Consider the following 18973-nt stretch of genomic DNA (forward strand, 5'->3'; position numbering starts at 1 on the left):
CGGCAGGGCTCGGAGCGGCCCCGGTCCGGCCGCACCCGGGATGCATGCCCGCCCGCGGCGTGGAGGACACCGTTCCGGCCCGGACGGGCCGGCGGGGGTCAGTTGCAGACGACCTCGTCGCGCGGGGTGTAGTGCGTCTTGAAGGTCTGCCGCTTGACCTCCTCGCCGCCGTTCTTGAAGACCCGGTCGACCGCGATGTCGAAGCCCTCCAGGGGCTCCTGCGGCACGCACGTCTCGCCGGTCGCCTCGCGCTTCTCCGGCTTCGTGATGTTCGTGCGCGGACCGGCCTCCGCCTCCACGGAGTCGTACTTCCTGGTGCCGTAGAAGGTGATGGTCACCGAGGAGTCCGTGGCGCTCGCCGCGATGTAGATCGGCTTGCCGGAGTCGTTGCGGAACTTCTGGTCCAGGCTGCCCCAGGCGACGGTCGCCTCCCGGCCGGCCGGGTAGCGCTCGATGTAGAAGGAGTGGGCGCCGTACTCGACGGGCTGCACGCCGGCGAAGAAGACCGCGTTGAAGACGGTGGTCGCCACCGCCGACACCCCGCCGCCGGGCGCCTCCTGGTAGCGGCCGTCGAGGATCATCGTGCCGTCGACGAAACCGTTCTCCTCGGTGCGCTCGCCGACCGTCTCGTTGAAGCTCCACACCTCGCCCGGCTGCACCAGCGAGCCGTTGATCAGCTCGGCGGCCCGGCCGATGTTGATCGTCCGGTAGGGCGCGGTGGGGAAGTTCACGGTGAAGGTCGACATCTGCTCCTTCACGCCGAGCGAGTCGAGGGTGGCGGAACTCACCTGCGGCTGGGTGACCTTGGTGGCCACGGCGGCGGTACGGGCCGCCTCCCCGGTCCGGGTGAGCAGCGGGTCCACGGCGGCGGCCAGCGACTTCTCGGTCACCTCGCGGCCCGGCTTGCCCTCCTTCACCACGACGACCCTGCCGTCCCGCACGCCCAGGGTGCCCTCCACCGGCGCGCCCGTCATGGAGGCCAGCGGGCGGGCGACGTCCGGGTCGCGCAGCAGGGCCGTGGTGTCGAGGGCGCCGGTCAGCCGGCCGCCGTCGTTCTTCACGGTGAGGTGGTCGCCGAGGGTCTCGGGGGATATCCGCAGCCGCTCGTCGCCCACGGTGAGCGTCACCGGCCCGGAGACGGCGGGCCGGGCGTACGTGTCGAGGAAGCGGGTCAGCTCGGCGGCGGGCAGCTTCGGCTCGGTCAGCGTCACCGGCAGGGCGAGGGCGGCGGCACCGGGGGAGGCCGGGTAGGCGGCCCGCAGGGCCTCGGCGGCCTTCGCCGTGTCCAGCTTCTGCCCGATGACGGGCCGGGTGGCGACGGCCTCGCCGTCCCGGAAGGAGACAGAGCCCTCCTTGACGGCCCGGTCGTTCCGCTTCGCCAGCGCGGTGACGGCCGCCTCGGTCTTCGCGGCGTCCTGGGCGAGGACCGGCTCGATCTCGCGGTCGCCGGGGGAGAAGAGCCGGCCGATGACGGTGAAGGGGTCCTTGGACGGGTCGGCGGCCTTCTCGGCCGTCGCCTCCGCGTCGACCGTCAGTCCGGCGGCGGCCGGGGAGACGCTCTCCGTGCGCTCGCCCACCTTCACCGCGATGGGCGCCGTCCAGGCCGCCGGGGCCTGCGCCCGCAGCCGCTCGGCGGCCTCGGCCCTGCTCAGGCCGCCTATGTCGATGCCGCCGGCCCGGGTGCCGGCGGATATGTCGTCGCCGGTGGCCACCAGACCGGCCACGTAGAGACCGCCCGCCGCGACGGCGACGACGCCCGTGGCGATCGCGGCCGTCCGCCACCGTGGGCGGCTCGTGGCGGCGTGCGTCGGGGCATGGTCGGTCCTGGGGCGGGGCACACGCTCTCCCGGGTGCGTCGATGACAAGGGAATCCTCACGACGGTACGTCGAAAGAGTGCCAAATGCACATAAAGCCGTGCTGACCTGCGGCGATACCCCATGCGACGTCCCCGTCACGGAGGGTGCGGAACCGGGCTCGCGCACCCCGCCTCCGGCCTCCCGCCGACCCCGCCCCCGGCCCGCGAGGCGGCCCCCGATCTCCCGCCGGGCCGCTGGCCCTCCGGCCCCCTAGGCCGCCCCCGCGCCCGCCAGTCTCCGGCCCGCCCGGGCTGTCTCCGGTGTCTACGTGGGCAGCCCCCGGCCCGCACGCCTCCCCCCGGCCCGCGAGGCGGCCCCGGCCTCCCGCCGGGCCGCTGGCCCTCCGGCCCCCTAGGCCGCCCCCGCGCCCGCCGCCCCCGGTCTGCCCGGGCCGCCTCCGGCCCACCCGGGCCGCCCCGGCGCCCGCCGGGCCCGCTCCCCGGCGGGCACCGGTGCCCCGCCTCCCAGGGAGCCCCCGCGGCTACCCTGGTCCGATGCCCGCCGACGCCCCGCTTCCCCCCTCTCACCCGCACCCCGAACCGCACCGGGCCGCCGTCGGGCCGCAGTCGGTGGAGCGGGCGCTGGAGCTGCTGGACCTGGTCGCCGACGCCGGGCGGGCCGTCGGGGCCAAGGCGCTCGCGCGGACGCTGGGCTGCTCGCTCTCGACCGTCTACCACCTGGCCGGGCCGCTGCTCGCCCGCGGGCACCTCGTCCGTACCGCCGAGGGGTACGCCCCCGGGCCCCGCGTCCCGGCCCTGCACCGCGCCCACCTCCGCCACCACGGCCTCGGCGCCCCCACCGGCGAACTCCTCGGGCGGCTGCGCCGGGCGACCGGCGCGGAGGCGTACCACACCGCCTACCGCGACGGCCTGATCACCGTCGTCGACACCACCGCCCCCGTCACCGACACCGCCCACCCCTTCGCCCCCGGACCGGAGGCCCGCGCCCACGCCACCGCGCACGGCAAGGCGCTCCTCGCCGCCCTGCCGCGCTCCCGGCGCCGCCGCTACCTCGCCGAGCACGGCATGGCCCGCTTCACCGAGCGGACCATCACCGGAGCCGAACGCTTCGAGGCCGAGATGGCCACCGTCCGCGGCCAGGGCTACGCCGTCTCCGTCGGCGAGGCGGACCTCGCGTACACCTGCCTCGCGGTCGCCGTGCCCGACCGCGGCGACGGCATCGTGCACGCCCTCTCCGTCTCCCTGCCCACCGCGGACTTCGCCCGCCGCCAGGGCGCGGTCCGGGCCGCGCTGGCCCGCGCGGTGCCGGACTTTCCGGCCCTGCCGGAATCCTGACCGGCCGGCCTGGCCCGCACCGGGCCGCCCGGCGCAGCCTGACCGCATGATCTTCATCGCCGTGCGCTTCACCGTCCGCCCCGACCTCGCCGACCAGTGGCTCGACCTGGTCGCCGACTTCACCGCCGCCACCCGCGCCGAGCCGGGCAACCTGTTCTTCGACTGGTCCCGCGGCGTCGACGACCCGAACGTCTTCACCCTCCTGGAAGGGTTCGCCGACGACGAGGCCGGCGCCGTCCACGTCGCCTCCGACCACTTCGCCGCCGGACTCGCCGCCATGGCCGGTGCCGTCGCCGCCACTCCCGAGATCATCAACGTGAAGACGGAGCAGCGGGGCTGGGGCCCGATGGCGGAGCTCGCGCCCGCCGACGTCTGATCCCGCCGGGGCCCGCCGCCCGCCTGATAGGTTCGCCGCACAGTACGGGCGGACGGCGGGCGGCGGGCCCGGGGCCGAGGGGAGAAGCGGCGCATGGCGGTGAGCGGGCGACAGACCGGCAGGCCCACCCTGGAGGAGGTCGCGGCCCGGGCCGGAGTCGGCCGCGGCACCGTCTCCCGGGTCATCAACGGCTCCCCGAAGGTGAGCGAACAGGCCAGGGCCGCCGTCGAGAAGGCCGTCGCCGAACTCGGCTACGTCCCCAACCGTGCCGCCCGCGCCCTGGCCGGAAGCCGCACCGACGCCGTCGCCCTCGTCGTCCCCGAGACCGAGGCCCGGCTCTTCGCCGAACCGTACTTCCTCGACATCATCCGCGGCGTCAGCGGCGAACTCGCCGACGCCGACAAGCAGTTGCTGCTCACCCTGATCCGCAGCGACCAGGAGCGCCAGCGCTTCGAGCAGTACCTCGCCGCCCAGCGCGTCGACGGCGTCCTGCTCGTCTCCGTGCACGCCGACGACCCGCTGCCCGACCAGGTCCGCGCCCTCGGCCTGCCCGCCGTCCTCAACGGCCGCCGCCGCGAGGACGAGCCCGTCGCCTTCGTCGACTCCGACAACACCGGCGCCGGCCGCACCGCCGTCGCCCACCTCGCCGCCGCCGGCCGCCGCCGCATCGCCACCGTCACCGGCCCCCTCGACATGTACGGCGCCCGCTGCCGCCTCGACGGCTACCGCGAGGGCCTCGCCGAGGCCGGGCTCCCCGCCGACGACGCCCTGGTCGCCACCGGCGACTTCACCGAGGAGGGCGGCCGCCGCGCCATGCGCGAACTCCTCGACCGCGCCCCGGACCTCGACGCCGTCTTCGCCGCCTCCGACGTGATGGCGGCCGGCGCCCGGGCCGTGCTGCGCGAGGCCGGCCGCCGCGTCCCCGAGGACGTCGCCCTCGTCGGCGTCGACGACTCCGCCGTCGCCCGCCTCATGGACCCGCCGCTCACCAGCGTCCGCCAGCCCATCGAGGAGATGGGCCGCACCATGGCCCGCATGCTCCTGGCCGAGATCGCCTCCCCGAGCGAACCCGACGACCAGCCCCGCCGGATGCTCCCCACCGAACTCGTCGTCCGCGCGTCCTCCTGACGCCGGCCGCCGCCACCGGCACGATCGCGCCACCCCGGGGCGTTCGCGCCCCCGCGCGCCTCCGGCGGCGCCCTCCTCGCGCGGCGCGGACCCCGTGAGGACGGAATCCGCTCCCCGGCGTGTCGTTCGGGTGATCCCAGCAGGCGGCCCGGACGCGCATGGGTTCGAATCGGGACATGGCTCCCTACGACAGGCGCACAGGCGGCTCCCCGAGGTCGCCGAAGGCCGGCGAGACCTGGTGGTACGCCGCCGTGGCCGCCGAGGCCGCCGACTCCTTCAGCACCCGCGTCCGCACCCGGACCCGGCGTGCCTGCCTCGGAGCGATCCTGCTCCTCACGCTCGTCTACGCGGGACTCGTGCTCACCGCCACCGGCCGACGCTGGGGCGACGCCGCCGTCACCGGCCGGCGCGCCGACACCCGTGTCGCCGCCCTCGTCCGCGACCATCCCTCGCTCGCCGGGGCCGCCACCCTCTCCCTCGTCCTCGCCTGCGTCCTCCTCGTCGGCATCGGCGCCGTGCGCAAGCGGTACGCGCTCACCGGCGCCGCCGCCGGAGCCGTCGCCGTCTCCCTCGCCGTCACCGGACTCCTCCAGCGGTACGCCCCCCGCCCCCGGCCCGTCGACGGCGTCGGGGCGCTCGTGCCCAGCGGGTTCCCCAGCGCCACCGCCACCCTCGCCTTCGGGGTCGCCCTCGCCCTCCCGCTGGTCGTCCCCCGGCACTCCCGGGCCCTGGTCACCGGCGCCGCGACCCTGTGGGCCGTGCTCCTCGGCGCGTACTCGATCGCCGCGGGCGACCACCGTCCGGGCGACGTCATGGCCGCCGCCCTGCTCGCCCTCGCCGTCCAGTGCGGACTGATCGCCCTGCTCGCCCGCCGCGGCAAGGTCCGCCCCGGCGCCCGCCGCGGCACCGCCCTGCGCGGCCTCCCCGTCACCCTGCCGCTGGCGCTCGTCGCCACCGGTGGGCTCGTGGCCGGATTCCTGCTCCTCGGCGACACCCTCGGACTGCCCGCCACCGCCCCGTACGACCCCGACGAGCTCCGCCTCGCCCACCGCTGCGGCCAGGCCCTCGCCGCCGGGGTCGGCGCCGCCACGGGCCTCGCCCTCCTCGCCCTCGTCCGCCACGTCGACCTGGACGGCGGCCCCGCCGCGTACCGGCTCGGAGGCCCCTTCGTGGAGGACTCCGGAGCCCCCGACCAAGGCGAGCTCGTGGGGCCCTTTACGGAGAACCACGATCACGAGATATCTTGATGTCGAGCAATCTCGATTCGCAGACGTGGAGCGGAGCACCTGGTGACTGACTCGACCATCATCTACACGCACACCGACGAGGCGCCTGCCCTGGCGACGTACTCGTTCCTGCCCGTGATCCAGGCGTACGCCTCCACGGCAGGCGTCACGGTCGAGACGCGTGACATCTCGCTCGCGGGCCGCATCATCGCCAGCTTCCCCGAGTTCCTCCAGGAGGAGCAGCGCATCGGCGACGCCCTCGCCGAGCTCGGCGAGCTGGCCAAGACCCCCGCGGCCAACATCATCAAGCTGCCGAACGTCTCGGCCTCGATCCCGCAGCTGAAGGCCGCGATCGCCGAGCTCCAGGGCCAGGGCTACGCCCTCCCGGACTACCCGGACGACCCGAAGACGGAGCAGGACCAGGACGTCCGCGCCCGCTACGACAAGATCAAGGGCTCGGCCGTCAACCCGGTCCTGCGCGAGGGCAACTCCGACCGCCGCGCCCCCGGTTCGGTCAAGAACTACGCCAAGAACCACCCGCACCGCATGGGCGCCTGGACCTCCGAGTCCAAGACCAGCGTCGCCACCATGAGCGAGAACGACTTCGCCTCCACGGAGAAGTCCGTCGTCATCGCCCAGGACGACACCCTGCGCTTCGAGTTCACCGCCGCCGACGGCACCACCTCCGAGCTGCGCGCGCCGCTCAAGGTGATCGCCGGCGAGGTCGTCGACGCGTCCGTCATGCGCGCCGCCGCCCTGCGCACCTTCCTCAGCGAGCAGGTCGCCCGCGCCAAGGCCGAGGGCGTGCTCTTCTCCGTGCACCTCAAGGCCACCATGATGAAGGTCTCCGACCCGATCGTCTTCGGCCACGTCGTGCGCGCCTTCTTCCCGAAGACCTTCGACCGGTACGGCGCGGACCTCGCCGCCGCCGGCCTCTCCGCCAACGACGGCCTCGGCACCGTCCTGAACGGCCTCGCCGCCCTCCCGAACGGCGCCGAGATCAAGGCCTCCTTCGACGCCGAGCTCGCCGAGGGCCCCGCCCTCGCCATGGTCGACTCCGACAAGGGCATCACCAACCTGCACGTGCCGTCCGACGTCATCGTCGACGCCTCGATGCCGGCCATGATCCGCACCTCCGGCCACATGTGGGGCCCGGACGGCCAGGAGGCCGACACCCTCGCCGTCCTCCCGGACCACAGCTACTCCGGCGTCTACCAGGCCGTCATCGAGGACTGCAAGGCCAACGGCGCCTTCGACCCGGCCACCATGGGCTCCGTCCCGAACGTCGGCCTCATGGCGCAGAAGGCCGAGGAGTACGGCTCCCACGACAAGACCTTCGAGATCGCCGAGGCGGGCACCGTCCGCATCGTCGACTCCGAGGGCACCGTCCTGCTGGAGCAGGAGGTCTCCGAGGGCGACATCTTCCGCGCCTGCCAGACCAAGGACCTCCCGATCCAGGACTGGGTCAAGCTCGCCGTCACCCGCGCCCGCGCCACCGGCGCCCCGGCCGTCTTCTGGCTGGACGAGAACCGCGCCCACGACGCGCGGCTCATCGCCAAGGTGAACGAGTACCTGCCGCAGCACGACACCGAGGGCCTGGACATCCGGATCCTGTCCCCGATCGAGGCGACCAAGTTCTCCCTGGAGCGCATCCGCCGCGGCGAGGACACCATCTCCGTCACCGGCAACGTCCTCCGCGACTACCTGACCGACCTCTTCCCCATCCTGGAGCTGGGCACCAGCGCCAAGATGCTGTCGGTCGTCCCGCTGATGGCGGGCGGCGGCCTCTTCGAGACCGGCGCCGGCGGCTCCGCCCCGAAGCACGTCCAGCAGCTCGTCAAGGAGAACTACCTCCGCTGGGACTCCCTCGGCGAGTTCTTCGCGCTGGCCGCCTCCTTCGAGCACCTGGCCACCACCACGGGCAACGCCCGCGCCCAGGTCCTCGCGGACACCCTGGACCGCGCCACCGGCACCTTCCTCAACGAGGACAAGTCGCCGACCCGTCGCATCGGCGGCATCGACAACCGCGGCAGCCACTTCTACCTGGCCCTGTACTGGGCCCAGGAGCTGGCCAAGCAGACCGAGGACGCCGAGCTCGCCAAGGCCTTCGCCCCGCTCGCCGAGACGCTCACCGCCAACGAGCAGAAGATCGTCGACGAGCTGAACGCCGTCCAGGGCTCCCCGGCCGAGATCGGCGGCTACTACCAGCCCGACCCGGCCAAGGCCGCGGCCGTGATGCGCCCGTCCGCCACGTTCAACGAGGCCGTCGCGTCCCTCGCCTGATCCGGCACCCGACGCACGCCGCCCCGGCCGGAGCGATTCCGGCCGGGGCGGTCGCGTCGGTGGCGCGTACGCCATCCGGGTGTGACCCTGGAGGGCATGAGCTGGGCATCTTGGACGACCGCCGGTGTCTACACCGGGCGTGGTGGGGTGCTGACCGTCGAAGGCGGAATCGTCACGGGCGACCTGACCGTGCACACGACCTTCGCCGACGGTGAGGCACGCGTGGCCGTGCAGTACAGCGGCGCCTCCGACTGGTTCACCATGTCGGGAAGTCCCGTCCCCTGTTCCTCGGAGGGAGAGAGCCGTGAACTCCACGACGCGGTCGTGGAGGCCGTGAGGGAGGGCGCCGGGGCCACCGTTCCCCGCCTCCCCCATCCGACCGGCTAGAAAAAGTGTTATCCCCACCCGGCGCCGCGCGTCTCCAGCAGGACGGGGACAGGACCGGGCACGAGGGAGCACCATCCATGCACAGCGACGAGCAGCGCACCACCGCCCTGGTGGAGGCGGCGCGCGCGGGCGATCCGCACGCGCGGGAGGAACTGGTACGCGCCTTCCTGCCGCTCGTCCACAACATCGTGGGGCGCGCCCTCGACGGCCACGCCGACACCGACGACATCGTGCAGGAGACCCTGGTCAGGGCCCTCGACGGGCTGCCCGGGCTCCGCGACCCCGAACGCTTCCGGTCCTGGCTCGTCGCCATCGCCATGAACGGGGTGCGCCGCCGCTGGCGGGAACGCAGCCAGGCGCCCGTGCCCGGCCTCGACCGGGCCGTCGACCTCGCCGACCCGGCGGGCGACTTCACCGACCTCACCATCCTCCGCCTGGGCCTCACCGGGCAGCGCCGCGACGTCGCCCGCGCCACCCGCTGGCTCGACGAGGACGACCGCGAGCTGCTCGCCCTGTGGTGGCTGGAGGCCGCCGGGGAACTGACCCGCGCGGAGCTCGCCGAGGCCCTCGGGCTGCCCCCGGCCCACACCGCCGTCCGCGTCCAGCGCATGAAGGAACGCCTGGAGACCGGCCGGGCCGTCGTCGGCGCCCTCGGCGCCGTCCCCCGCTGCCCCGACCTCGCCGCCGCCCTCGCCCCCTGGGACGGCCGCCCCTCCCCGCTGTGGCGCAAGCGCATAGCCCGCCACCTGCGTGACTGCCGCGCCTGCGAGGCCGGCGACGCCCGTCGCGGCCTCGCCCCCGTCGAGGGCCTCCTCGTCGGCATCGGCCTGGTCCCGCCCGTCGCCGGCGTCCTCCTCGACGCCGGTGCGCCCCCGGCGTTCGCGGCGGAACCGGCGGGCGCGGCGACCGCGCCGCAGCCGTCGGACGGCCCGCAACCGTCGGACGGCCCGCAACCGTCGGACGGCCCGCAGCCGTCGGGAGGCCCGGAGCCGTCCGGCGTGGCGGAGTCCGCGGGCGGTCACGCCGCGCCGTCCCGGCCGGCCGGGCGCCGCGCCGGAGCGGCGGGAGCCGCCGGGGTCGCGGCCGTCGCCGTGCTCGGCGCGCTCGTCCTCACCCTCCCCGGGACGACGGAGCCGCCGCCCGCGCCCCGGCCCGCCGCCGCACCGCCCGCCACCACCCCCGCGGCGACGACGCCCCCGCCCACCCCCGCGCCGAGCACCGCCACCGCGGCCGCCACCCGTCCCGCGATGCCCACCCGCACGCCCACGACCGCCCCGCCCACCCCGACGCGCACCACCCCACCGCCCCCGGCCGACCCGGGGGAACGGGTCACCGAGCTGGTCAACCGGCTCCGCGCGGAAGCCGGTTGCGCCCCCCTGCGCACCGACCCCCGGCTGACCGCCGCCGCCCGCGCCTACGCCCGGGACATGACGGCCCGCGGCTACTACGGTCACGCCAGCCCCGAGGGCGAGTTCGCGGACGCCCGGATGACCGGGGCCGGCTACCGCTGGTCGGCCTGGGCGGAGAACCTCGCCGAGGGCCAGAAGGACCCGGCCACGGTCGTCGCCGGCTGGCGGGACGACGCCGGCCACGCGCGCAACATGCTCGACTGCGCCTACCGCGACACCGGCGTGGCCGCCGCGCCCGGTCCGCGCGGCACGGTCTGGGTGCAGAAACTGGCCGCGCCCGCGCACTGACCCCGTCCCCGGTCAGCTCCTCCTGCCGAAGTCCTGTACCCACCACGGCCCGTCGGCCGTCAGGGCCACGCCGACGCCGACGTCGTGGAACGAGCAGTCGAGGATGTTCGCCCGGTGCGCCGGGCTGTCCATCCAGTCGTCCATCACCCGCTGCGGGGTCTTCGGCCCCTTGTGGATGTTCTCGCCCCACGCCGACCAGTCGTAGCCCGCCCGGGTCATCCGGTCGCCGCCGTCGCGCCCCTCCGGGCTGTCGTGGGCGTAGTAGTCGCGCGCCGCCATGTCGTCGGCGTGCCCCTGGGCGGCCCTGGCGAGCCGCGCCTCCGGCCGCAGCGGCCCGCAACCAGCCCGGTCCCGTTCGGCGTTGGCGAGGGCGATGACGTCCTCGACGTAGCCGGCGGCGCGCGACGGCACCGCCACCGGAGCGGCGCGCTCGGCCCCCGTCTGGGGCGCGAGCCCGTCGGAGGCCGGCCCGCCCCGCTCCCCGGCGCGGGCCGGGGGCGAGGCGGGGGCCCGGGTGGGGTGGGACGGGGGTGGGGCCTCGGCGGCGGGGGGCCTGGCCGCGCGGGGGACGGAAGCCGTGGGCGGGTGGGCCGCGTACAGGCCGAGGAGGACGGTGACGGCGGTGGCGGCCGTGCCCGCGGCGAGCACCGACGCGGCGAACCCCGGCCGACGGAGCGCCCGGCGCCGGACCGGGCCGCCGCGGCGACGGCGGCCGGCGGCGGGGGAGCCGGGGCAGTGGGGGTGTCCGTGGGGGTCGGAGGGCGGGAGACCGGCGGGTCCGTGCAGGGCGGAGGGGGCGGGGCCGGGGGGTGCGTGGGGTCCGGCGGGTTCGGGGCCGGGGGGTTCGTGGGGGTCGTGGGGGTCGGAAGGGCCGGGACCTGGGGGACCGTCGTACCGCATGGGGCTCCGCTCTCTCGCCTGCGCCGCCGTCCGGACCGGGGCGAGGGGCCCCGGGGCGACGGGGTCAAGGCTTTCCGCCCGCCCGCGCCCCGACACCCGACGTCAACCCGGCGGGTCAACTCTCCGTGTCAACCCGCCGAGTCGGCTTGACGTGGCGGCCGTACGGGTGCAGCGCGTCCGCCCGGCTCTCAGCCCTGGGGGACCACGGCCACCGGGCACGGGGCCAGGTGCAGGGCCGCGTGGGCCACCGAGCCGATCCGTCCGCCCAGCGCGCCCCGCTTGGCACGGCGGCCGACCACGAGGAGCTGAGCGGCCCCGGAGGTGGTGAGGAGGACCTGGCCGGCGCTGCCGAGTTCGACGTGCTCGGTCACCGGGACGTGCGGGTAGCGCTCGCGCCACGGGGCGAGCGCCTCGCGGAGCGCCTGTTCCTCGAACGGCACCAGGCCGCCGGAGTCGTCGGCGAGCCGCAGCGAGGCCGGGCTGAACGCGTACAGCGACGGCAGGCTCCAGGCGCGCACCGCCCGGATCGCGGCGCCCCGCGCGTCGGCGGTCTCGAAGGCGAAGCGCAGCACCCCCTCGCTGTCCTCCGGGGTGCCCTGCTGGCCCACCAGGATCTCGCCCGTGGGCGGTTCGGCGGCCCGGTCGTCGCGGGCGCGGACGGCGACCACCGGCCGGGTCGCGGCGGCGATGACCTGCTGTCCGTACGAGCCGAGCAGGAACCCGGCCACCGCCCCGTGCCCGCGCGAGCCGATGACCAGCATCCCGGCGTCCTCCTGCGCGGCGAGCAGCGCCGCGACCGGCGTGTCCGTCAGCACCTCGGCCGTGACGGCGAGGCCGGGGTGCCGCCCGGTGATCTCCCGCTCGGCCGCCCGCACCACCTGCTCGGCCGCCTGCTCCTGCACGTCCTTGTCCTGGACCAGCGGCAGGTCGAGCGGCTCCCAGCACCAGGCGTGCACGAGCCGCAGCGCGACCCCCCGGTGCCCGGCCTCCCGCGCCGCCCACTCGGCGGCGGCGAGACTCTCCGGCGATCCGTCCACCCCGGCCACGATCTCCGTTCCGGTACGGAACTCCTGGGCCTCGCGACTCATCCGACGTCCTCCCTGGCAGCACGTGTCGGGTCCGGCCGGCGGCCGTGCCCCTTCCACCCCCAGCTTGGGCCCATCGGCCGTCGGGGGTGAGGGCCGGAGGTCCCGACATGCCGGATCGTCCGTCCCCGGGGTCAGGCGCTGCGGGCCAGCCGGGTGTGGCCGTGGTGGAGGTAGTGGTCGCCGATGTCGCGGAGCCGGTGGGCGGGGCGCGTACGGGCGGTGAGCGCGCGGGCGTCGCGCCAGAAGCGGTCGAGGCCGGGACCGCCGCCGCCCGCGCCCGGCGCGGCGGGCGGGGCGCCCTCGACGAGTTCCAGGATGCGGGTGGTCACCTGCACGGCCGTCCGGCCGGTGACGGTCTCGGCGGCGGCGACCAGGACGGCGAGGTCGGCGCGCTCGTCGAAGCCGAGCGTCCAGCCCGCCCGCAGACCGCCCGCGAGGGCGTCGGCGGCGCGTTCGGCGACGGCGGCGGCGGTGTGGGCGGCGGTGGCGAGCTCGCCGTAGGAGAGCAGCAGGTACGGGTCGTCGGGCCGGTCCTGCTCCGGGGCGGGGACGCGGGGGGCGGGTTCCGGCGCCGGGGCCGTCCGGCTGACGTCCCGGGCCTCGGCGAGCGCGCCCTCCGTGGTGCCGAGCGCCACGTGCACGAGGAGCAGCCGGAGGACCAGCGGGGCGAGCGCGGTGAAGGGGGCGACCGCGTGCTCGTCGGCGGGGAGGGTGCCGAGGACCCGGCTCCGGGGGACGGGCACGTGCTCGAAGACGACCGTGCCGGCGCCGGCCAGCCGCTGCCCGACGCGGTCCGCCGCCGGTTCCGTGAACACGCCCGGGTGGGCCGGGTCCACCAGCACGACCACCAGGTCGCCGGTGCCCGCCGGGCGGGCGGCGACCACCAGGCGGTCGGCGACCGTCACGGCCGAGTCGAAGGCGCGGCGGCCGTCGAGCAGCCAGCCGCCGCGGTCGGCGCGGGTGAGGGCGAGGCCGTCGGCGCCCCCGGGCGGCCGGGGCTCCGTCGAGCCGGCGAGCAGCCAGCCCTCGGCCGCCGTGCGGGCGTCGAGGCGGGGGAAGGTCTCGCCCGGCCGGCCGGCGAGGGCCGGGAGCCCCGTGGGCGCCGCGAGGAAGCGGCTGGTCCAGGACAGGGCGTAGTGGTGGGCGAGGAGTTTGCCGACCGAGCTGTCGGCGGCCGACAGTTCCCGTACGGCGGAACACGCGGTCCGCAGGTCGGCGCCGTGCCCGCCCCCGCCGAGCGCCGGGTCGGGGGCCGCCGCCGTCAGGAAGGCGGGGAGACCGGCCTCCTGGAGGCGTTCGACCTCGTCGCCGGGGGCCTTGCCGGCCCGGTCGCGGGCGTGTGCGTCGACGGCCAGGTCGTCGGTGAGTTCCCGGACGATCCGCCGCCAGAGCGTGTCGTCCCTCGGCGTCGTCTGCTGTGTGCTCATCCCACCCCTCCTGCCCTCCCGCTAATCCCACTGGATCACTAGGGATAGTGGCAGAGCGAGGTCCCGGGCCCCAAGAGGCGTCCGAAATGCGGGCGCAGGGGTTCCGCAGGGTGAGACGGTGTCAGATCGTCGCGGATGGGAGGGGGTTGGTCGGACGGGCTCCCGTCAGGGGTTGGTCCAGGCCTCCGGGTCGTCCGCCCGCTCCGTGATCCCGGCCGGCAGGCGCGCCGACGCCACCTCCGCGAGCGAGACGCCCAGCACCTCGCGGACACTGGCCCGCAGCGCGATCCACAGCGGCAGCAGCGACTCGGCGGGGCCCGGGTAGCTGAGCGCGGGCGGGCGCTCGCCGCGCACCGAGACCAGCGGGCCGTCCACGCAGCGGATCACGTCGGCGACCGAGATGGACTCCGCCGGCCGCGCGAGCCAGTAACCGCCCCGCCCGCCGCGCTGGCTCTCCACGAGCCCGCCCTTGCGCATGTCGCCCAGGATCCCCTCCAGGAACTTGTGCGAGATGCCCTGCCCCTCGGCGATCGCCTCGGCCTTCAGCGGCCCCGAGTCCCGGGCGGCCGCGAGCTGGAGGGCGGCCCGCACGGCGTAGTCGGCCCTGGCTGAAATGCGCATGCGGCGCATTATTCCGTACGGCTCCGAGGGGCGTCGGGCGGCCGGGCCGAGGGCGCGACTCCGCCGGTGCCGGGTGCGGCGGAGCGCCGTCCGGCGGGTCGGCGGAGCGGTCCTGGGGCGGGGGCGGAATGCGGCCGGCCGTCGTGCGCGCGCCCTTGACGGCGCCCTCGGACCGCCCGACACTCGGGACGGGAATCCGAGCGGACGGGTAGGGAATGATGCGACGGGTCGGCGGGGGCGCGGGAACCGGGACCGATCCGGTCCGCGGTCCGGACCGCCTCGCCCGTCGGCCCCGTCCGGCCCCCGCCGGGGGACCGGCGCGGTCCCTGCCGCTCTCTCCGGCGCGGCCGCTGCCGCGCCCGCTCGGACTCACCTCGCGTCGTCACATCGACCTGCTGCGGGTGTGCAGCGCGGGCTGACCGCGCCCCGGGCCGGGGCCCGTTCCCCCTGCCACACCGCCCCTCCGCCGTCGCCGTCGTAGTCGCCGTCACCGTCACCGTGCGGGCGTTCCCGCCCGCCGTGGCGTCCGGCCGTCCGGTTCCGGCGCCGAGTCAACCCTGGGAGCACCATGTCCGTCGTCGTCCCGTCCTCGCTGCTGCCCGCCTCCGCCGTGCCCGCCTTCCGCGGACGGATCGGCCGCGACGCGGCCAGCGGCCACTACGCCGTGCCGTTCCGCTACCGCCTCCACGTCGCCCCGGCCGACCCCGACTGTCTGGGCATCGCCGTCACCCACGAGCTCCTGGGCCTCGACGCCACGCTGCCGTTGCGGCCGCTGCCCGAGGTGCCCGACGCCCCGGACGGTTCGTACGACGCGCTCCGGCCGCTCTACGAGGCCAGCGCCCACCTCTACACCGGTCCCGCCGCCGCGCCGGTCCTCGGCGACGACTGGACCGGGCGGATCGTCAGCACCCACGTCCCCGACATCCTCCGTGACCTGGCGCTCCGTTTCCGGGGCGACGGGCCCGAGCTGTTGCCGGCGGAGCACGGGAGGGAGATCGACGCGCTCGCCGCGCTCTGCGAGGACGGGATCCACCGGGCCGCGCAGCGCGCCGGGGAGCTCGGGCTCGACCCGGCGCCCGGCGCCCGCCGGGACGCGGCGGAGGCGCTGGGAGCGCTCCTCGGGTCGCTCGGCGAGCTCGACGCGCGGCTCGCGGGACGGCCGTACGTCCTCGGGAACGCGCCGACCCTCGCCGACGTGCACGTCTGGTGCGCCCTGGTCCGGCTCGACACCGTGCACCGCTGGCACCTCGACGCCGGGGCCGTGCGCCGTATCGCCGGTCACCGCGCCCTCTGGGCGTACGCCCGACGGCTCGCCGCCCGACCGGAGTTCGCCCGCCACCTCGACGTGGCCGCCGTCCTCCGCCGGCACCGCGCGCGCTGCGCGGGGCGGGAGGCGGCCGGCGCGGCCATCGGGATCGTCGACTGGGGGACGGGCGGCACCGGCCGCTGAAGGCCCGGGGGGTTCAGGCGACGCGGCGCCCGGCCAGGGGCGCCGTGTCGTCGCCCGCGCCGGCGCGCACGCCGCGCAGGAACGCCTCCAGGGCCTCCACCGAACTCGCCGTCGGCGTCCAGTCGAGCTCTTCGCGCGCCCGGTCCGTGGACATGACCGGGATGTGCCGCAGGAGGTCGAAGAGGCCGGGGGAGGCGGGGGCGAGGCGCAGGTGCCAGGCCGTCGCGAGCGCGCCGCGCACCGCGCCCGCCGGGACCTTCACCGGGCGCGCGCCGAACATCTCGCCGAGCAGCGCCGCGTCGACCACCGGGTCCGCCGCCAGGTTGAACGCGCCGCGCACGTCCCGCAGCACGGCCCGCACGTAGGCGTCGGCCGCGTCGTCGGTGTGCAGGGCCTGGAAGCGGAGCCCGGACGGCTCCGGCAGCAGGGGCAGCAGATCGGGGCGGAAGAGCCGGCCCGGCACGAACCGGCCGGCGAAGATGCGGCGTTGCTCGCTCGCCGACTCCTCCTTGAACAGGAACGCGGGCCGCATCCGCACCACCCGGGTCTGGGGGTGATCGCGCTCGAAGGTGTCCAGGACGCGTTCCAGATAGGCCTTCTCGCGGCTGTAGGCGGCGTCCGGCCAGCCGTGCGTCGGCCAGGCCTCGGAGACCGGTGCGCCGCTCTCCGGCCCGGGGGAGTAGGCCCCCACCGACGACGCGCACACCAGCGCGGGGACGCGGGCGGCCGCGACCGCCTCGCAGACCCGCAGCGTGCCGAGGACGTTGGACCGCCAGGTCGTCACGGGGTCGTGCGTCGGCCCGAAGCGCCACGCCAGGTGCACGACCGCGTCGGCGTCGGCGACGTACCGGGCGAGTCGGGGCTCGTCGCCGTCGGCGGACAGGTCGACGGCGCCCCACTCGACGCCCGGGACGTCGAGCTCCGGCAGCCGGCGCGCCAGGCCCAGGACGGAGCCGACCCCCGGTTCGCGGGCCAGGGCCCGTACGACGCTGGTGCCCACGTTCCCGGTGGCGCCGGTGACGACCACCCTCAGCCCGGTGCTTCCGGTACTCCCGGTACTCGTGTTCATGTCTTCGACCCTCCGCCATCCGGGCGGCGTCCGCACCTCGGCCCGCGCCGCGTCACGCAGGGTGACCGTGCGGGTCGCGCGGGCGGCCGCTCGCGAGCACCATGGAGCGACGCACGAGACGGGGTCGTAACGGAGGAACCCATGCTGCTGCCCGACCGCAACACCGTCGAACGGCTCCTCCGGCACTACCGCACCCAGGAGCAGCGCGTCCTGGCCGGCCCCTGCGACCTCTCCGTCCGCCGCCGCTTCGAGGACACCGCCTACACCCTGTGCGTCCTCATGGGCGTCCGCTCGACCGCCGAAGCCCTCCGCGCCGCCGAACGCTACGTCGCCACCAGCGCGTCCCTCTGACGCCCCGGCGCCCCGGGGCCCCCGCCCAGGGGAGCGCCGAGGCGGCGCAGAGCGCCGCCGCGAGCACCAGGGCAGACGGGAGGGACCGGGCCGCCACCGGCGCCGCGGCCGCCGCGCCCACCGCGAAGCCGGTGATCTTCACACCGGCCCCGATCGTGAACACCCGGCCCCGCAACCGCCCCGGCGTCTCCTCGTGCCGGACCGCGAACAAGGCGGTGAGCTGCGGCCCTTCCGCGGCCCCCGCGACCGCGAACGCCACCACCAGGGCGACCGGCCCGCCCGTCGCGGCCACCGCCCACGCGCCCGCCTGCGCCAGCGCCGCGCCCCACAGCAGCCGCGCCGCGGGCACCGTGCGGGGGAGCCGGGCGTGCAGCGCCGTCGCGGCGACGGAGGCCGCCGCCGCGACGGAGAGCAGCAGCGCCCCCCGGCCGGGCGCGCCCAGCGCCCCCGCCCCGAGCGCGGGGAGGCAGGCCGCCACCACGCCCTGCGCGGTCGCGCAGCCCACCGAGGCGACCGTGGCCCGCAGTAGCGGCCCCCGCCCGAACACCGCCCGCACCCCGCGGCCTCCGCGACGCCCGTCGTGCGGCGGACCGGCCGGGGGCAGCGCCCAGGCGACGGGCACCGCCGCCGCGACCAGCGCCGCCGCGACGACCACCGCCGCCGGCGCGCCGAGGAACAGTGCGGCGCCACCCGCGAGGGCGGGTCCGGCGAGCGCGGCGGCGGAGAAGGTGAGCGAGTCCAGGCCGTGCAGGCGCGGCATCCGGTCCGCGGGCGCGAGCCTCGGCAGCTGCGCCGTCCAGCCGCCCGAGAGCGCCGGACCCGTCAGCCCCGTGACCACCGCGAGCAGCGCCGTCACCGCGAACGGCAGCCGGCCGAGCCCGAGGAGTACGGCTCCGAGCCCGGCCGCGTAGAGGGCGAGAGCGGCGGCGAGGAGCCGTCCCGGCCGGGGCGAACGGTCGAGGAGCGCGCCGAGCGCGGGGCCGCCGAGGGCCGCCGAGACCGTGACGCAGGCGAGGAGCGCGGCGGCCCCGGAGGTCGAGCCGGCGGCGGCGAAGCCGGCGAGCGCGAGTGCCGGACCGGCCGCCTCGTCACCGGTCCGGGCCGCGAGCGCGCCCGTCAGGTGAGCGGCGACGGACGGGCGGGGGGAGAGGCGGAACGAAGGGCTGAGCATGGCGGCAGAGGCTACGGAGGTAACTCAAAACCTCGCAATATGCGTTACATTCGGCCGATGCCCGTGCTCCCCGACAGGTCCGCCCGGCACTCCACCGTGGCCATGGCCCTCCGCACCGCCGCCCTCGTCAACGTCCTGGCCGATCCGGCGGCCGGGCCCGGGGCGGTCGCCGCCGTGCTCCTCGCCCATGGCGAACCCGCGCCGGTCGAGGTGACCGCCGAGGACGTCACGGGGCTGCGCGCCGCCGCCGTGCGCCTGCGGGAGGTCTTCGCCGCCGGCTCCGCCGACGAGGCCGCCGTCCTCCTCAACTCCCTGCTCGCCGCCCACACCGGCCCCCTCCGGCTCACCTCGCACGGCGGCACGGCCCCCTGGCACCCCCACGCGGACGCCGACGACGACGCGCCCTGGACGGCGTGGTTCCGCGCTTCCGGCTGTCTGTCCCTGACGGTTCTCCTCTGGGAGCGGCAGGCCCCGCCCGGTCGCACCTGCGCCTCCGTGAGTTGCGGGAACGTCTTCGTCGCCCACGGCAGCGGGCCCGAGCGCCGCTACTGCTCCCGCCGCTGCGCCACCCGCGAGCGGGTCGCCGCGCACCGTCGCGCGCGGACGGCGACGGCGGCTCCCGGCGCGGGCTGAACGCCCGCCGGGAG

At 76.6% G+C, this 18973-nt stretch carries 17 protein-coding genes; 10 read left to right on the forward strand and 7 right to left on the reverse strand.

Annotated features, from left to right (window positions below):
* Positions 1-98 precede the first annotated feature (98 nt).
* The gene (locus IE245_RS08610; protein WP_229851148.1) at positions 99-1838 is read right to left on the reverse strand and encodes a VanW family protein; all 1740 of its coding nucleotides are present in this window, start codon (positions 1836-1838) and stop codon (positions 99-101) included.
* 513 nt (positions 1839-2351) lie between these two features.
* Between IE245_RS08610 and IE245_RS08615 the strand changes: the two genes are divergently transcribed.
* The 7 genes from IE245_RS08615 to IE245_RS08645 all read left to right on the forward strand — a co-directional run bounded on the left by IE245_RS08615 (position 2352) and on the right by IE245_RS08645 (position 10249).
* Positions 2352-3152, forward strand: a complete 801-nt coding sequence (locus tag IE245_RS08615) for an IclR family transcriptional regulator (protein WP_189946174.1) — start codon at positions 2352-2354, stop codon at positions 3150-3152.
* Between the two features lie 46 nt (positions 3153-3198).
* Positions 3199-3528 carry a putative quinol monooxygenase gene (locus tag IE245_RS08620; protein ID WP_189946175.1) on the forward strand — a complete coding sequence of 110 codons (330 nt, stop codon included), beginning with the start codon at positions 3199-3201 and terminating at the stop codon, positions 3526-3528.
* A 93-nt stretch (positions 3529-3621) separates the two neighbouring features.
* Complete coding sequence (locus IE245_RS08625; RefSeq protein WP_189946176.1) at positions 3622-4656, forward strand: LacI family DNA-binding transcriptional regulator; 1035 nt, start codon at positions 3622-3624, stop codon at positions 4654-4656.
* Between the two features lie 176 nt (positions 4657-4832).
* Positions 4833-5903, forward strand: a complete 1071-nt coding sequence (locus tag IE245_RS08630) for a phosphatase PAP2 family protein (RefSeq protein ID WP_189946177.1) — start codon at positions 4833-4835, stop codon at positions 5901-5903.
* 42 nt (positions 5904-5945) lie between these two features.
* Positions 5946-8165 carry an NADP-dependent isocitrate dehydrogenase gene (locus tag IE245_RS08635; RefSeq protein ID WP_189946178.1) on the forward strand — a complete coding sequence of 740 codons (2220 nt, stop codon included), beginning with the start codon at positions 5946-5948 and terminating at the stop codon, positions 8163-8165.
* A gap of 96 nt (positions 8166-8261) precedes the next feature.
* Positions 8262-8552, forward strand: a complete 291-nt coding sequence (locus IE245_RS08640) for a hypothetical protein (protein WP_189946179.1) — start codon at positions 8262-8264, stop codon at positions 8550-8552.
* Between the two features lie 77 nt (positions 8553-8629).
* On the forward strand, positions 8630-10249 hold the full coding sequence (locus IE245_RS08645) for a sigma-70 family RNA polymerase sigma factor (RefSeq protein ID WP_189946180.1): 1620 nt from the start codon (positions 8630-8632) through the stop codon (positions 10247-10249).
* A gap of 12 nt (positions 10250-10261) precedes the next feature.
* Here the strand turns inward: IE245_RS08645 and IE245_RS08650 are convergent, their stop codons facing one another.
* The 4 genes from IE245_RS08650 to IE245_RS08665 all read right to left on the reverse strand — a co-directional run bounded on the left by IE245_RS08650 (position 10262) and on the right by IE245_RS08665 (position 14285).
* Positions 10262-10897, reverse strand: coding sequence for a CAP domain-containing protein (locus IE245_RS08650; protein WP_189946181.1), 636 nt, complete (start codon positions 10895-10897; stop codon positions 10262-10264).
* Positions 10898-11337: 440 nt separating this feature from the next.
* Entirely contained in the window at positions 11338-12237 is a 900-nt protein-coding gene (locus IE245_RS08655) for a universal stress protein (protein ID WP_189946182.1), read from the reverse strand.
* Between the two features lie 131 nt (positions 12238-12368).
* Entirely contained in the window at positions 12369-13664 is a 1296-nt protein-coding gene (locus IE245_RS08660; protein ID WP_189946183.1) for an acyl-CoA dehydrogenase family protein, read from the reverse strand.
* 165 nt (positions 13665-13829) lie between these two features.
* On the reverse strand, positions 13830-14285 hold the full coding sequence (locus IE245_RS08665) for an RrF2 family transcriptional regulator (protein WP_189946184.1): 456 nt from the start codon (positions 14283-14285) through the stop codon (positions 13830-13832).
* Positions 14286-14853: 568 nt separating this feature from the next.
* Between IE245_RS08665 and IE245_RS08670 the strand changes: the two genes are divergently transcribed.
* Positions 14854-15735 (forward strand): glutathione S-transferase C-terminal domain-containing protein, encoded by an 882-nt coding sequence (locus IE245_RS08670; protein ID WP_189946185.1) that lies wholly within the window; start codon positions 14854-14856, stop codon positions 15733-15735.
* A 13-nt stretch (positions 15736-15748) separates the two neighbouring features.
* Here the strand turns inward: IE245_RS08670 and IE245_RS08675 are convergent, their stop codons facing one another.
* On the reverse strand, positions 15749-16804 hold the full coding sequence (locus tag IE245_RS08675; RefSeq protein ID WP_189946186.1) for an NAD-dependent epimerase/dehydratase family protein: 1056 nt from the start codon (positions 16802-16804) through the stop codon (positions 15749-15751).
* Positions 16805-16945: 141 nt separating this feature from the next.
* Here IE245_RS08675 and IE245_RS08680 point away from each other — a divergent pair, with 141 nt between their 5' ends.
* The gene (locus IE245_RS08680) at positions 16946-17155 is read left to right on the forward strand and encodes a DUF5133 domain-containing protein (protein WP_189946187.1); all 210 of its coding nucleotides are present in this window, start codon (positions 16946-16948) and stop codon (positions 17153-17155) included.
* Here IE245_RS08680 and IE245_RS08685 read toward each other — a convergent pair.
* The gene (locus IE245_RS08685) at positions 17082-18326 is read right to left on the reverse strand and encodes an MFS transporter (RefSeq protein ID WP_229851149.1); all 1245 of its coding nucleotides are present in this window, start codon (positions 18324-18326) and stop codon (positions 17082-17084) included. The genes IE245_RS08680 and IE245_RS08685 overlap by 74 nt on opposite strands.
* A 57-nt stretch (positions 18327-18383) precedes the next feature.
* On the opposite strand from IE245_RS08685, the gene IE245_RS08690 reads away from it, so the two are divergent.
* Positions 18384-18959, forward strand: coding sequence for a CGNR zinc finger domain-containing protein (locus IE245_RS08690; protein ID WP_229851150.1), 576 nt, complete (start codon positions 18384-18386; stop codon positions 18957-18959).
* The last annotated feature ends 14 nt before the right edge of the window (positions 18960-18973 follow it).

The organism is Streptomyces roseolus, from assembly GCF_014649855.1.
GTDB lineage: Bacteria > Actinomycetota > Actinomycetes > Streptomycetales > Streptomycetaceae > Streptomyces > Streptomyces roseolus.

What these genes read in the sequence shown, in the direction of transcription:
- IE245_RS08615 (WP_189946174.1), top strand. Translation starts at nt 2,352, where the DNA reads ATGCCCGCCGACGCCCCGCTTCCCCCCTCTCACCCGCACCCCGAACCG.
- IE245_RS08620 (WP_189946175.1), top strand. Translation starts at nt 3,199, where the DNA reads ATGATCTTCATCGCCGTGCGCTTCACCGTCCGCCCCGACCTCGCCGAC.
- IE245_RS08625 (WP_189946176.1), top strand. Translation starts at nt 3,622, where the DNA reads ATGGCGGTGAGCGGGCGACAGACCGGCAGGCCCACCCTGGAGGAGGTC.
- IE245_RS08630 (WP_189946177.1), top strand. Translation starts at nt 4,833, where the DNA reads ATGGCTCCCTACGACAGGCGCACAGGCGGCTCCCCGAGGTCGCCGAAG.
- IE245_RS08640 (WP_189946179.1), top strand. Translation starts at nt 8,262, where the DNA reads ATGAGCTGGGCATCTTGGACGACCGCCGGTGTCTACACCGGGCGTGGT.
- IE245_RS08645 (WP_189946180.1), top strand. Translation starts at nt 8,630, where the DNA reads ATGCACAGCGACGAGCAGCGCACCACCGCCCTGGTGGAGGCGGCGCGC.
- IE245_RS08655 (WP_189946182.1), bottom strand. Translation starts at nt 12,237, where the DNA reads ATGAGTCGCGAGGCCCAGGAGTTCCGTACCGGAACGGAGATCGTGGCC.
- IE245_RS08660 (WP_189946183.1), bottom strand. Translation starts at nt 13,664, where the DNA reads ATGAGCACACAGCAGACGACGCCGAGGGACGACACGCTCTGGCGGCGG.
- IE245_RS08665 (WP_189946184.1), bottom strand. Translation starts at nt 14,285, where the DNA reads ATGCGCATTTCAGCCAGGGCCGACTACGCCGTGCGGGCCGCCCTCCAG.
- IE245_RS08670 (WP_189946185.1), top strand. Translation starts at nt 14,854, where the DNA reads ATGTCCGTCGTCGTCCCGTCCTCGCTGCTGCCCGCCTCCGCCGTGCCC.
- IE245_RS08675 (WP_189946186.1), bottom strand. Translation starts at nt 16,804, where the DNA reads ATGAACACGAGTACCGGGAGTACCGGAAGCACCGGGCTGAGGGTGGTC.
- IE245_RS08680 (WP_189946187.1), top strand. Translation starts at nt 16,946, where the DNA reads ATGCTGCTGCCCGACCGCAACACCGTCGAACGGCTCCTCCGGCACTAC.
- IE245_RS08685 (WP_229851149.1), bottom strand. Translation starts at nt 18,326, where the DNA reads ATGCTCAGCCCTTCGTTCCGCCTCTCCCCCCGCCCGTCCGTCGCCGCT.
- IE245_RS08690 (WP_229851150.1), top strand. Translation starts at nt 18,384, where the DNA reads ATGCCCGTGCTCCCCGACAGGTCCGCCCGGCACTCCACCGTGGCCATG.